Source organism: Paenibacillus crassostreae, assembly GCF_001857945.1.
GTDB lineage: Bacteria > Bacillota > Bacilli > Paenibacillales > Paenibacillaceae > Paenibacillus_AQ > Paenibacillus_AQ crassostreae.
Genome location: NZ_CP017770.1, coordinates 689,265 through 702,473 on the forward strand (window position 1 = coordinate 689,265; position 13,209 = coordinate 702,473).

The following is a 13,209-nucleotide window of genomic DNA, read 5'->3' on the forward strand; positions in this document are numbered from 1 at the left end:
CCTTATCGGATTTGAATTTACTTACACATTTCTTTTATTAGAGACTTATTTGGAGATGGGCGTCCTAAAACGCGATAATATATATCTTCATATTCCTTCGTAATCAGTTCATCACAGAAATCTTCTCTTGCTCGTTTCAGTGAAGCCTTTCTGAATTTCTCGGATAGAGCAACATCAGATAATAAAGTAATCGCGTACTCAGCCATTAACTCAACTTCTCCAATGGGTGCAAGGAAACCTGTCTCACCATGTTTGACAAGTTCTGGTATTCCTCCAGCTTCAGAACCGACGGTAGGGACTCCACAGCCCATTGCCTCTAAGGCTACCAACCCGAAACTTTCTTTCTCAGACGGTAATAACAGCACATCAGCTAATGAAATAACATCAGCGATTTCTTCTTGCTTACCAAGGAAGTGGACTTTATCTCCTAGTCCTAATTCATTTATTTTACATTGAATTTTAGGTAGGTCCGGGCCTTCTCCGACGAACAATAATTTGGATGGGATCACTTTATTCACTTTTGCAAATATGTCAACTACATCCGATACACGTTTAACAGGTCGGAAATTTGAAATATGCATCAATATTTTCTCATTAGGGTTTGCAAATTCTGCTCGTAATGAAGGCATATCCCGCGGATAATACACACGTTTATCCACGAAATTATATGTCAAATCAATATCTCGATTAATGTCCAAGACATTTCTTGTTTCTCTGATTAAGTCATTCGAGACCGCCGTTACTGCATCGCTCTTGTTAATAGCTAGACGAATGAGGTCTTTAAGAGACTCATCTTGTGCTAATACCGTAATATCGGTACCATGGAGCGTTGTAACAACTTTCAATTGATCACCTACCATCTGCTTTGCCAGAAAAGCACATGCAGCATGCGGTACAGCATAATGTACATGAAGAACATCCAGGTTCTGCATCTTTGCTACTTGAGCCATCTTGTTAGCCAATGATAAATCGTAGGGTGGATACCGGAATACATAGTAATCGCTCACTTCAACCTCATGATAAAAAACATTCTTCTGGAATGTTTTCCCTAATCGAAATGGAATACTATGTGCAATAAAATGTACCTCATGACCTTTTTCTGCTAATAATTTTCCGAGTTCAGTCGCTATGACACCCGATCCTCCGAGAGATGGATAACATGTAATACCAATTTTTAATAATTCACTCACACGGTCGCCTTCTTTCCTCATCGACTTCACAGACCTATACTATGCTTGGGATGAGACGAATATATAAAATGATAACAATACGTTATTTTAAATTTAAAATTAAAAAACTTCAACTAAAAATGGCGTCTTCACAGCAAAACCTTCTGCGAACGGAACAAGTCGACGTTGCCCCACTAATCTGTCACGTGATTTCACCCGTTCGATATATCCTTGATTGAGTGGAGTAGCAACCGTATCTGTTACCTTTTGTTCAAATTGAGAACGATAACATGACAGCGCCTTTTCCTTCATTTCATATTGTTGCGTGGTATCTACTATAAGATCAACTTGTCCTAAATCATTAATGAAATAGAAATATAGTTGCTCCACATTCACGATAGGTAGATCAGGCATATAGCGACGTAGTTTAGCATTAAATACAGCCTCTTCTACTAATTTGCTACAAGCTACATGATCTGGATGTCGATCCTCCCAATACGGAGCAAATACGATACGTGGTGCATGTCTACGAATCTCAGCAGTTACTGCTTCAATATGACCTGGCGTAATCGTTAACCCACGATCTGGAAGGCCTAGATTAGTTCTAGAAGACAGTTTTAACAACTCACCTGCTTCTATTGCCTCCTGTTTACGGGTCTCTACAGTACCATTAGAAGACATTTCAGCATAAGTCAAGTCGCATATCCCCACTCGAAGTCCTGCTTCAATATGCTTATATATTGTTCCCGCCATGCCAATCTCTGCATCATCTGCATGAGCACCGAACACAAGGATATCAAGTTGATTTATCATACTTCATCACTAGTTGGCTTATATTTATGTACAAGTTCACGCCACGCAAAGTCACCACGATCAAGTGCCTTAACGAGAATTTCAGCTGTTGCAATATTCGTAGCCAAAGGAATACCTTGAACATCACATAGACGCAGTAAAGCATTGATATCTGGCTCATGTGGTTGTGCCATAAGTGGATCTCTTAAGAAAACAATTAGATCCATTTCATTCTGTGCCACAAGTGCACCTATCTGTTGGTCACCGCCAAGAGGTCCTGACATGAAACGATGAATTTTCAAATCCGTATTTTCCATAATTCTTGATCCGGTAGTCCCAGTTGAAAATAGTTCTTGTCCTTCAAAGACATGTTCATAGGCAATGACGAAATTAACCATTTCTTCTTTTTTGCGATCATGTGCTATAAATGCGATTTTCATAGTTTCTCTCCTCCTAATAGTTAGTCAATGAATTGTTCGAAACCATATACCAGCCCTGTATATTCCATTACCTTTTGAATTCCTACTTTGACTCCCGGCATATATCCTGCACGCTCATAAGAATCATGTCGTATTTTTAGAGATTGACCGAATCCACCAAGTATAACTTCTTGTTGAGCAAATACGCCTGGCAAGCGTACACTATGAATTCGAAAGCCGTTATAATAACCACCGCGAGCTCCTTCGATCGTCTCTTCCTCTTTAGGATTCCCTTGACGAAGCTCCTTACGATTCTCAACAATCATTTCAGCTGTTTTAATCGCTGTTCCTGAAGGTGCATCCAGCTTCTGATCTCCATGATATTCAATAATTTCAAGATGCGGAAAGTACTTACTCGCCTGTGCAGCGAATTTCATCATCAATATCGCGCCAATAGAGAAGTTAGGTGCAATCAAACCACCAATTTCTTTCGCTTGACACAGCTTGTCCAGTTCTTCAATTTGTTCTGGTGTAAAGCCAGTCGTTCCAATCACTGGGCGAACGCCATGTTTAATAGCTAAAAATGTATTGGTATAAGCAAATTCCGGTGTAGTGAAGTCAACCATCACATCTGGCTTTTGCTCTACAAAGGCAAGTTCAATATCTGTCGTTATGATGATACCACTTGCGGGTAGTCCCACAAGACTAGCAGCATCAACTTCTCCTGCAGATCGATCCACCGCTGCAACTAATTCAAGTTCTGGGTCTTCTAATACCAATCTAACTACTTCCTTGCCCATGCGGCCACCCGCACCTACAACTGCTACTTTTATCGGATCTGACATTTTGTAATTCTCCCCACTTTCTTATCTTTTGAATGAATCATTTATATACTCTTTAAATCTCTTTTTAAGTTGTTCTAATAATTTATCCAGACCCTGTTCTGCTGGTAATAGAAACAATCCCTCTTTCAGCGTTGAAATAGCCGTAGCATGTTCATTGAGTTCACTATAAGCTAGCGCCAGCCATACATATGCATCACCATATAACGGATCTAGTTCGATGGCCTTTTTTAGTAAAGATACCACCTTATAATAATCAATAACTGTTGCCGCGTTTAATTGTTCCATTTGCTTCTTAGATTCTTGAACTATTAGTTTCGCATTAAGATGCTGGATATACAACTGATAGACCACTTTTCCCTGATCTAGCTGATGTGCCTTTTCAGCATGTTCGATCCCTTTGACAAGGTGATTATTCCGAGCATAGGTAATGGAACATTTATAATGTAGTTCTGCATCCAAGGGGTTTAATGTAATTGCCTCTTCAAACAGACGAATGGCTCCAATGAAATCATTTTGCAAAATACAACGGTACGCTTGCTGAACATAATCCTCCGTTTTCATGTGCTGTTCCCACCTTCGAATGGGTTTTGTACAGCATATGATAGTTTTACCTAATCGGTGTTCTTTTTGGTCCAGCGATTAGCATCACGCGTATTAAATTTATGCATCACAGCATCATGTGATTTACTCAAGTCAATTCCTAATGAATTAGCGAAACACATGGTTATAAAAAGAATATCTCCCAACTCAAGCTCAATGGAATTATCCTCTTCACTTGCTTTCTTAGGTTTCTCACCGAATTGATGATTTACCTCTCTTGCTAATTCGCCAACTTCTTCTGTCATTCGCGCTAGCATGGACATTGGGCTGAAATACCCTTCTTCAAATTGCGAAATATAACGATCAACTTCCCGCTGCATTTCCGCCAATGATTTCTCCATATTCCTAACCATTCTCCTTTAGGTTGTACACGAAAATATAACCAATTTCTTTTTTTCATTTTACTCCAATTGTCATACTAAAGCTATTTTGAAACTAATATTTTTTAAATAATTCACTTTAAAGGTATACTAAACATGACATAATAATCTATGTTTTTCCTATTTCTGATATTGCGGAGGATAACATGAAGACATTGAAGATCGGTTTACAATTCAAAATGATCGTACCCATCATTATAGGGACAGCCATATATGCTTTTGGTTTACTCTATTTCATAATCCCTAACCAGCTGATGGAGGGTGGAGTGACAGGGATTACACTATTACTCAACTATGCTTTCCATATCCCCCCTTCCTTATCTACATTAATTCTCAATATCCCTCTATTTATTCTGGGATGGATAATCCTAGGTAAGAAACAGATGCTTTATACCGGGATAGGGATCGCTTCCTTAACTTTTTTCCTTTGGTTTATTGAAAGACTCATTCTTAAGGGCCTGATCATTCCCTTTGAGACACAATACGATTATATTTTAGCTTCATTATATGCTGGGATTACCTTGGGTGCCGGTCTTGGCATAGTATTCCGTTCAGGAGGAACTACAGGAGGATCCGATATTATCGCCAAAATATGTAATCGTAAATTCGGATGGAGTATGGGTCAAATCATATTAGCATTGGATATCATCATTATCGGTGCAGCTTTATTCTTCATTCCCATTGAAAAGATACTATACACTTTTGTAACTGTATATATTGCATCTAAAGTAATTGACTTCATCCAAGAAGGAGCATATGCTGCTAAAGCCTTTACAATTATTAGCGACCATGCGCCAGAGATTGCTGATCGCATCACAAATGAAATGGATCGAGGGGTAACCATCATTCCTGCCATTGGTGCCTATTCAAAGAAAGCCAAGTATATTGCCTATTGTGTTGTCTCAAGACAAGAAATCCATCGACTCACACTTATTGTGAAGTCAATGGACGCTAAAGCATTTATCATCATCAATGATGTACGAGATGTTCAGGGAGAAGGATTTCACGAAGAGTGATCGGGGAAATACATATGATTAAGGGAGAAATGATTTCCATGTCCTTTTCTCCCCTTGGTATTTCTTATATCCAACGTAAATCAATATAGATAGAATGAAAATTGCAGCAATCCAAATACTTTTATGATAGGAATATGGGTCATATTGTACCGAAAAAGCCGCTTCATCTCTTTTCTTCCCAAATAATTCATTAAATAATTGTTCCCCTTGAGCAATAGCACTTCTTATCGATTCTGGCTTAGAACTCAACGAAGTTGTTATCCCCCCCGCAAAAGAAATCCATGAATCAATCATATTCACCTCGTAAGGTTTCTTATGTATAACTACGGCTGGTCGAATTAATTCATAGTGTGCTTGTAGATTATCATACGCTTTTTTTAAACCGACATTATTATTCTCATTCAATTGATTATGCATCTTACTTAAGTCCTCACGTACGACTTTATAATACTGATGCCATAATGGTTGTTCTGTATTATTTAGACTATCTGCTGCTAATCTTAATTTTGCTGCTGCAGTTAACCAAAGATCAGGTTGAATCGTTGCTTGAGCCGTAGCAATTTTCATTTCAATGATACATTCTGATAGAGCATGAATACCTTCAATACCGGTAATATTTTGGAACGAAGAGGATGTGAAAATCTGCTCTATTTTTTCCGTTTCCAAACGCACCTCTGTTAAATTCCCATCTACAACATTACGATATAATCTCTCAGCAACCATGCTCAGCTCTTTAGCCTGTTGAGTTGGTTCTGATGATATCTCCTTTGCAACAATCACATCATCATTCATTACGATCATGATTATGAAGCTTAATACCAGCAATAACAGTGGATGAGATTTGATCATCCTAGACATGGGACATCCCTCCTACCGTAAATGTATGGTACGAGGGATGCTTATAGAACCGGTGATTTATATTTCCATGATTACTCTCTCACTTGATTACATGCTTATGAACTCTAGTATATTTCAAGGTAATCCAAGTAACGACAACACTAAAAATCGTAAGAACAATCGTAAAATTCTGTACCTCTGTTATATTATCTCCCAAGACATTAGGCAACCAAGGATAAACTCCATATGTATAATCTATGAAATCATTCAGTAGAGTCCATGCGGCAGCTCCAAGTAATATACGTGAATTGAATTTAAAAAAGCGAACATACAATAATGATTCAACAACCATAGCCGAATGAGATACAACAAGCATCCAATCCTGCCATTGAAGAATATCTCCTTGGTATTGACCTGCAAAAATTATACTACTTGCCCATATCCCATATTTCACGGAAGTCACTACTGCTAGCGCTTCGATTATATAACGAGCATTCTTCCCCCAGGTTGTCCGAGGTGGAAACAATAAACATCCGACAGCGACCGTAAAGAACAAACTAGCAGTAGGACTATCAGGAACAAATACTACAATCCATGATGAATAATGTTCAAGTGTGTATTCCATCTGTCCGCCATACCATATATATCCATATACTGTTCCCAATAAATTACAAATGAATAAAAGCCAAAGGAAATTATTTTTACTTAAAAATGTTTTACTCCAGAAATAGGAAATGGACAACGATGTACCTCCTTATGTAATAACCATTAAAAGAAACCTGATCTAATAAAACGATCAGGTTTTTCATTTCATTTTACTATTCTGCTTTTTGTTTCGCAAGCCAAGTTGCAAGTTCAGTCACGTCTTGATCGGTTAACCCAGTTGCAATCGCATTGTCATACATAGGAGGCATAGTTCCTTGACCCTCTTTAATGATCCCTAGAATAGCAGCTTCATCATGAGTATCACCAATACCCCGTAACGATGGTCCAGAAGCCCCTTTCAAATCTACAGCATGACAACTAATACATCCTGCTAATTTGAACGTCTCCATCGCTACATCATCCTTGTCCACGATCGCCACTTCTTCAGTTACAATAGCGTTAGAAGTCGGAAGACCTTGCGCTCGCTTCTCCTGCGCTTCTTCCTCACGTTGAATATGCTCTGGTACCTGATTCGTAGCTTCTAGTTCATGAACATAGTGAGTCCAAGCCGTATTAGTCAGATACACGATCGCCGCAAGTGATAATAACATAAGTGATGAAGCAATCGGTCTACGATAGAAACGTCTCTCTTTACCTGTATCTAGGAAGGGAGCAAGTAATAATGCCGTGAAAGCTACCCCTGTTACACCGATTACACCAAGTGCCACATAGTCTCCTGAGGCATATGGTAATTTCAAATACTCATATAAGAATAAGAAATACCAGTCTGGCATCGGTATGATCGATGCGCTTGGATTAGCTGGATAACCAAGCGGAGCTGGTTCAGCAATCGTTAATACTAAGAACCCTACCAGAACAACAACCCCAACCATCCATTCTTTCAACAAAAAGTTAGGGATAAAAGCTTCCGATTTACCAGGATAAGCTGTGTAATCTGGGGGTACAATATAACCATTGGCTTTTTTTACACGCGAATCTCCAACAAAGACTACCTTTTCTTTCGAATCTTTTCCGTGCGCCATCAGTAAACCTCCCTTCTTTTATAGTGGACCGGAAATTCCTTGTCTGCGGATCATAATGAAATGTCCGACCAACAGAGTTAGCAATACGGCCGGGAGGAAGAATACATGTAATGCAAAGAATCTAGTAAGCGTCTGTGCACCTACGATAGTTCCACCTTGCATTAATTCCTTCAAGACAGGTCCTAAATAGGGTACAGAGTTAGCAATTTCCATCGTTACTTTCGTTGCAAAGTATGCTTTGTTATCCCATGGGAGTAAGTAACCTGTTAATCCTAAGCCCAGCATAACAAAGAATATAAGCATACCTACAACCCAGTTCATTTCACGAGGTGCTTTATATGAACCCGTAAAGAAAACTCGCATCGTATGTAAAAACATCATTACAATAACTAAACTCGCTCCCCAGTGGTGCATTCCTCGTACAATTTGACCAAATGCAACCTGTGTCTGTAAGTACTCTACACTGTTGTAAGCGTTCATAATATCAGGCACATAATACATTGTCAGGAACATACCTGACAAAATTTGAATAACAGTAATGAAGAATGTCAATCCACCGAAGCAATAAACAAAAGCAGAGAAATGATGTGCCGGGTTAACATGTTCCGGAACTTCATGATCTGCAACGTCTCTCCATATCGGCGTGATATCAAGACGTTCGTCAATCCAGTTATAGATATTCTTAAACATCCGAAATATTCGCCTCCTATTTCACTACCGTATTTGATTCAGTACTGCCCAAGTAAACCCATCCATTTTCAATTTTAACTTTATAAGTATCAAGTGGTTTTGGTGATACAGCCAAGGTCTGGCCTACTTTCGTATAACGCGCACCATGGCAAGGACAGTGATACTCATCTGGATAAGATTTATTATTATTCCATCCAACAGTACAGCCTAAATGTTTACAAATAGGAGATAATGCATAAATGGTACCGGATTCATCCTTACGAATCCATGCAACTAAATTAGCAGTACTTGGATACCAGCCATCCTGTTGCTTTAGTTCAAAAGAAAACTCTTGTGGTTCATTGTTAATTTTAGTTACTTCAGCTACTTTTACGTAATCACCGTCAGCTTTCTTTTGCAGAATAGGATCTACTGCGAAACGTACCATTGGCAAGATTGCTCCTGCTGCCATATAGGCTGTGGCACCTCCCAATGTATAAGTAAGAAATTGTCGACGGGACATTTCCTTATTACTATTGGGTATGTACTCTGCTTCATGATGATCATTTTGGTTGTTCCCCATATCTTCAACCCCCTTTTTCAACCCGTTCATTAAGTAGTAATTCAATGATATTTATCACACCAATTACCAAGACAACTTAATAATATATGAGCCTCTTAAGACCGTCAAGAATTCACGTTCATTTTCTTGTCACAAATAAATCATGTTTCGAATTAATTGTTGAAAATTTGTCACATTTATAATGGATCACCTTTCATCCAGAGACGTTCAATCCTATTTTGTACGATAGCAGTTAAAGTCAACTGTTCATTGCCCATGATCTTTTCTAATAGCGGTTGCGATAGTACTAAATCCGAATAAGGACATTGGGATGACTCTACATATGTATCCGCTGTCACAATGATAACATACTTGAATCCACTTTTTTTGATTTTGTGACAAAGTTCATTTACCAATTCGTATTTTTCGTTAATATCATAATGGAAAGCGGGATAAGTAATCGTTCTGCCACGGTATCTATTCTCAACTAAATCCAATAAATCACGTAATCTTTCTAAAGCTGCTGTAGCTTCAATGGGGCTTTCTACACCCTTGAGCCCGGTGAAAGGAATAATACAAGTGTCTAAATACGGTTGTAGTTCTAGCCAAGATTCAGAGGATATTTCGCTGAATTTCATATAAGTCATCCTTTCTGTGTTGCTTCTCTCCTATAATTTAAACTAAAAAAAAAGAAATGCATAGTTGCATTTCTTTAAATCAAAGTCTTAAGCTCTTCGGTTAGTTCGGTGAAAGCTACCTTATCTCTATTAGCTAATGCTTTGTCAATCTTCTTATAGACCTCTTCACTGCGATATTTACGTAGTGCCTCATCCCAGATCATTTCAGCTGATAACCCTAGCATGACTTCGTAAGTAACTTTCAACTTATCCAATTGAATGCACCTCCAAACTTCAGATCTTAATATTACCTTTAGTAAGAACCATATCGTTCTCAAGCATTCTGTTGCCCCATAGTGTCATTTTTACAACGGTCCCTTCCCCTTCACTCTCTCCAATACGAACAAACCCTAAATGCATCATCATCTGTATGATTCGTTGCTCGATGATTGACTGTGATGTATCGTAGTAGAATGGTTTAATCAGCCACCCTATAGCCTCATACAACGAAGAAAGCGTAACCCAATCATGACAACACTGTCCAATCCAATACACAATGGAGTTTAAATTCGGAATAGGACGTTTATACAATCTTAACCAATAACGAAAAATATACACCATATCTTCGCTTTTTCCTTGTTCCAAGTATTCGAGTCCTATCTTTGTCATTATTAGTCTATGAGATAATTCATCTATATACCCCATATGTAGGGCATAATCATAGATCAAAGATAATCTACTTGGATATAAATGAAAAGTTTTACCATATCCGAACCTCCATCCTCCTTTTGATAAAAGAGGTTCTGAAATGTGAAAACTCTCCATCAACTGTTGTTGATTTCTTCGATACATCGCACAATCATGGTTCATTTCAATCTCATGTTGATGAACATAACGAAGAAAACAATCTAAATCCTCCACCAATAATCCTTGTTCTTCACGATAAACAGCGGGTTCCCCAGAGTGTATTAGAGAACTCTTGAAATATTCACCTAATTCCTTACGAAATCTTTCCTTTAGATCACGAGGAACTTGATACAAATACTTCGTATCCTGTAACAAACCATTAAATAGCCATCCACTTTTTTTGAAGCGTGCAATCGTTTCACGTGAACTTGGATTTTGTATCTGCTCTCTCGAAGTCCCATTCTCAACATCCGCAAAGGAAGTTTGCTTTATGATTGCAATAAGTTCCTCAACATTGAAGTAATTCCGACTATCGAATAAAATCGCATTCAGAAATCTCAAATCGTCTACGGAAAGAGATCGAATTTGTTGGCCAATGAAATCTTTTCCATTCAAAGCTACTAATATACTCTGAATTAATTCATGTTTCGAATTCTTCCTGCACTCACATTGATAGTGGCTTGCTATGGTTGTTAATTGACCAATATCGGCAAACGTGAGCATATCCGCTAGATTCATCGTTGATCGCCTCACCGTTTTAGTAGCATTATTGGTAATTAATTCGTTTTTGATACATCCAAACTTACTAACTAATCATTTTTATCTAGATAAAATACAAAAAAAGTCCTAAAATCAGGACTTATGTTCAAATATAAGAAAGTATAAGTTTTACGCAATACATTATATCTTATATTTCTCGCTTAAACACTTACCGTCCTTATAAGGACGCCGAAGGCGTTTATGCTTGGGTTTCATATAAATGTCGATTACAATTATAAAGTAACGGTATCCAATCGAAATCCACTTTTTCCAAGATCGTTAAGGATAAATTGCCGATTCTCTCATTATATTTATCCCTAAACAAAGCTGAATATAGTTGCGCTAGAAAAGCTCCATGACTGATAACAAGTATATTCTTATCATGATACTGCTTCCATATATCATCCAAGAATGTAAGACCTCTAGCTTGAATATCTTCATCCTTTTCTTGTCCGAGGTCTAATTGATCCCATTCTTTGCCCCACGTTTGCTCTCGTTGCTCTGCTGTTAACCCCTCTACATGTCCAAAATAGCGTTCACTAAGCCGAGGATCAGATTCCAGAATGGGTAGAGATAATATAGATGCAATAATAGATCCCGTCTCATCTGCACGTGATAATCCACTACTAATCACATAATCCCATGTATCAGGATCATCCTTTAAGCGATTGCCTAACAATAAAGCCTGTTTTCTGCCTTCATCATTTAATGGAATATCTGTCTGCCCCTGAATCCTACCTACGAGGTTCCAGTCAGTCACACCATGTCTTATCAGTCCTATTCTCATCTAGCGTACCCTCTCCTATCCTCAACATGGTAATCATCAACGACGGTTACGACTTAGCCTTCTCAGTGATAGTAGGGCTAGAGCAATACTCATAATTGATAATATCATCCAGTATAGAGGATGCGCAGGACCCATATTGACTACCAAAGGTTCAATAATTCCACTGTTTAATTCAGGAATGATATATGACCCTTCTTGGGGTAGTACGGTTGGATTACCTGCAATCCCTGTTGGAAGAATACCATTTGAGGGTGTTGTTTCAATCTCAGTTGCTCTAGGATCCAACGAAATAAAGAATACAAAACTTATGAAAAATAGCATCAGACAACCAAATATCCATAAAGAAATTTTACGTCTAGTCGCACCTGATAGTTCAAATGGTTTACTCTTATCTTGAATCAACCATGGTGATTCGCTGAAAATCCGCTCCATCACTTGTTGATTCACAGCTTCTGAACGCAATTCTGCCCATTCATCATCTATATCTAACATTAACATTCGGCTTTCTTCCCAAAGCTCGAATTTAGCAGAACACTCGCTACAGGTTGCTATATGTTGTTCTAACATAAGCCTCTTCGGATCATCTGTTGGAATGTCCCACATCAATCCGAACAATTCCTGAGCCTCAGAGCATTTCATCTGCTAGTCATCCCTTCAAATTCATCATTAATGTGGTTGTAAACGTATGGTTCAAGTTGTATTTTCACACTAGAACGAGCTCGAAATAAAAGTGACTTAACAGAACTTACGCTTTGTCCCATAATTTCAGCAATTTCCTGATAATCTAATTGATCATATTCTCTCAAGATTATGGCAGAGCGTTGTTTCTCAGGTAAATTGTTGATAGCATTTCGCACCATATTAACTTTTTCATTTCGCAAAATAGTCTGTTCTGGAGCAACTTCCGAAGGTGCAATAGGAATAACTCCACCTTCATCTAGTGGAATATTTACATTACGATGTTTACGCAATTCACTCAACACCGTATTACGAGCAATCGTATAAAGCCATGTGGAAAATGTTGCCTCCACTTCCCTAAATGTATCTAGACTCCGATACGCTTTGTAGAAAGTTTCTGAACAGAGATCTTCTGCCATATTCTCCTGATTTGAGCTCTTAAGCATATGAAATACAAAAGCTAATATTTTTCGTTGATAACGACGCATTAATACAGAAAAAAGCTCAACATTTCCCTCTTTAATCTCACGTATCATCTGGGAATCTGTCATATTTATGCGACCTCCTCGCCAACCATCTACTTATTCCCTGTGATTTAGCTAAATTTATACACCTAATTAGAATGTGAAATTTATATTTGCTGTACTGAAAATAATATGAATCTATCATTTATCTTTCTATGTAATGTAGGTAAAAGGAAATCT

General features: G+C 38.2%; 18 protein-coding genes. 1 reads left to right on the forward strand and 17 read right to left on the reverse strand.

Translation table 11 applies throughout. The features are described 5' to 3' along the window. Positions 1–17: 17 nt before the first annotated feature. From bshA to LPB68_RS03295, 6 genes are all read right to left on the reverse strand, one after another. Positions 18–1,190, reverse strand: coding sequence for an N-acetyl-alpha-D-glucosaminyl L-malate synthase BshA (bshA, locus tag LPB68_RS03270; protein ID WP_068657922.1), 1,173 nt, complete (start codon positions 1,188–1,190; stop codon positions 18–20). Between the two features lie 99 nt (positions 1,191–1,289). After that, on the reverse strand, positions 1,290–1,982 hold the full coding sequence (gene bshB1, locus LPB68_RS03275) for a bacillithiol biosynthesis deacetylase BshB1 (RefSeq protein WP_068657921.1): 693 nt from the start codon (positions 1,980–1,982) through the stop codon (positions 1,290–1,292). Continuing rightward, entirely contained in the window at positions 1,979–2,401 is a 423-nt protein-coding gene (gene mgsA, locus LPB68_RS03280; RefSeq protein WP_068657919.1) for a methylglyoxal synthase, read from the reverse strand. Before mgsA ends, bshB1 begins: the two co-directional genes overlap by 4 nt. A 20-nt stretch (positions 2,402–2,421) precedes the next feature. Beyond that, the gene (dapB, locus tag LPB68_RS03285) at positions 2,422–3,225 is read right to left on the reverse strand and encodes a 4-hydroxy-tetrahydrodipicolinate reductase (RefSeq protein WP_068657917.1); all 804 of its coding nucleotides are present in this window, start codon (positions 3,223–3,225) and stop codon (positions 2,422–2,424) included. Between the two features lie 21 nt (positions 3,226–3,246). Then, positions 3,247–3,786: a tetratricopeptide repeat protein gene (locus tag LPB68_RS03290; protein ID WP_068657915.1), complete on the reverse strand. Its 540-nt coding sequence runs from the start codon at positions 3,784–3,786 to the stop codon at positions 3,247–3,249. Between the two features lie 50 nt (positions 3,787–3,836). Then, positions 3,837–4,166, reverse strand: coding sequence for a nucleotide pyrophosphohydrolase (locus LPB68_RS03295; RefSeq protein ID WP_068657914.1), 330 nt, complete (start codon positions 4,164–4,166; stop codon positions 3,837–3,839). Positions 4,167–4,351: 185 nt separating this feature from the next. Here LPB68_RS03295 and LPB68_RS03300 point away from each other — a divergent pair, with 185 nt between their 5' ends. After that, positions 4,352–5,221 carry a YitT family protein gene (locus LPB68_RS03300; RefSeq protein ID WP_068657912.1) on the forward strand — a complete coding sequence of 290 codons (870 nt, stop codon included), beginning with the start codon at positions 4,352–4,354 and terminating at the stop codon, positions 5,219–5,221. Between the two features lie 18 nt (positions 5,222–5,239). Here the strand turns inward: LPB68_RS03300 and LPB68_RS03305 are convergent, their stop codons facing one another. The 11 genes from LPB68_RS03305 to LPB68_RS03355 all read right to left on the reverse strand — a co-directional run bounded on the left by LPB68_RS03305 (position 5,240) and on the right by LPB68_RS03355 (position 13,056). After that, entirely contained in the window at positions 5,240–6,079 is an 840-nt protein-coding gene (locus tag LPB68_RS03305) for a sporulation protein YpjB (protein WP_082865696.1), read from the reverse strand. Positions 6,080–6,158: 79 nt separating this feature from the next. Then, positions 6,159–6,800: a DUF1405 domain-containing protein gene (locus LPB68_RS03310; protein WP_068657910.1), complete on the reverse strand. Its 642-nt coding sequence runs from the start codon at positions 6,798–6,800 to the stop codon at positions 6,159–6,161. A gap of 76 nt (positions 6,801–6,876) precedes the next feature. Continuing rightward, positions 6,877–7,746: a menaquinol-cytochrome c reductase cytochrome b/c subunit gene (locus tag LPB68_RS03315; protein ID WP_068657908.1), complete on the reverse strand. Its 870-nt coding sequence runs from the start codon at positions 7,744–7,746 to the stop codon at positions 6,877–6,879. Positions 7,747–7,764: 18 nt separating this feature from the next. After that, complete coding sequence (gene qcrB / locus LPB68_RS03320; RefSeq protein WP_068657906.1) at positions 7,765–8,436, reverse strand: menaquinol-cytochrome c reductase cytochrome b subunit; 672 nt, start codon at positions 8,434–8,436, stop codon at positions 7,765–7,767. Positions 8,437–8,452: 16 nt separating this feature from the next. After that, positions 8,453–8,998, reverse strand: coding sequence for a QcrA and Rieske domain-containing protein (locus LPB68_RS03325; protein ID WP_068657904.1), 546 nt, complete (start codon positions 8,996–8,998; stop codon positions 8,453–8,455). Between the two features lie 176 nt (positions 8,999–9,174). Beyond that, positions 9,175–9,615, reverse strand: a complete 441-nt coding sequence (locus LPB68_RS03330) for a DUF2487 family protein (RefSeq protein ID WP_068657901.1) — start codon at positions 9,613–9,615, stop codon at positions 9,175–9,177. 74 nt (positions 9,616–9,689) lie between these two features. Continuing rightward, positions 9,690–9,869: an IDEAL domain-containing protein gene (locus LPB68_RS03335; protein WP_068657899.1), complete on the reverse strand. Its 180-nt coding sequence runs from the start codon at positions 9,867–9,869 to the stop codon at positions 9,690–9,692. 19 nt (positions 9,870–9,888) lie between these two features. Beyond that, complete coding sequence (locus LPB68_RS03340) at positions 9,889–11,019, reverse strand: hypothetical protein (protein WP_068657897.1); 1,131 nt, start codon at positions 11,017–11,019, stop codon at positions 9,889–9,891. 220 nt (positions 11,020–11,239) lie between these two features. Further along, complete coding sequence (locus LPB68_RS03345) at positions 11,240–11,827, reverse strand: histidine phosphatase family protein (RefSeq protein ID WP_068657896.1); 588 nt, start codon at positions 11,825–11,827, stop codon at positions 11,240–11,242. 36 nt (positions 11,828–11,863) lie between these two features. Then, on the reverse strand, positions 11,864–12,466 hold the full coding sequence (locus LPB68_RS03350; protein WP_068657894.1) for an anti-sigma factor: 603 nt from the start codon (positions 12,464–12,466) through the stop codon (positions 11,864–11,866). Continuing rightward, a complete protein-coding gene (locus tag LPB68_RS03355) occupies positions 12,463–13,056 on the reverse strand; it encodes an RNA polymerase sigma factor (protein WP_068657885.1) in 594 nt (197 codons plus the stop codon). The genes LPB68_RS03350 and LPB68_RS03355 overlap by 4 nt, the downstream gene beginning before the upstream one ends. Positions 13,057–13,209: the final 153 nt, after the last annotated feature.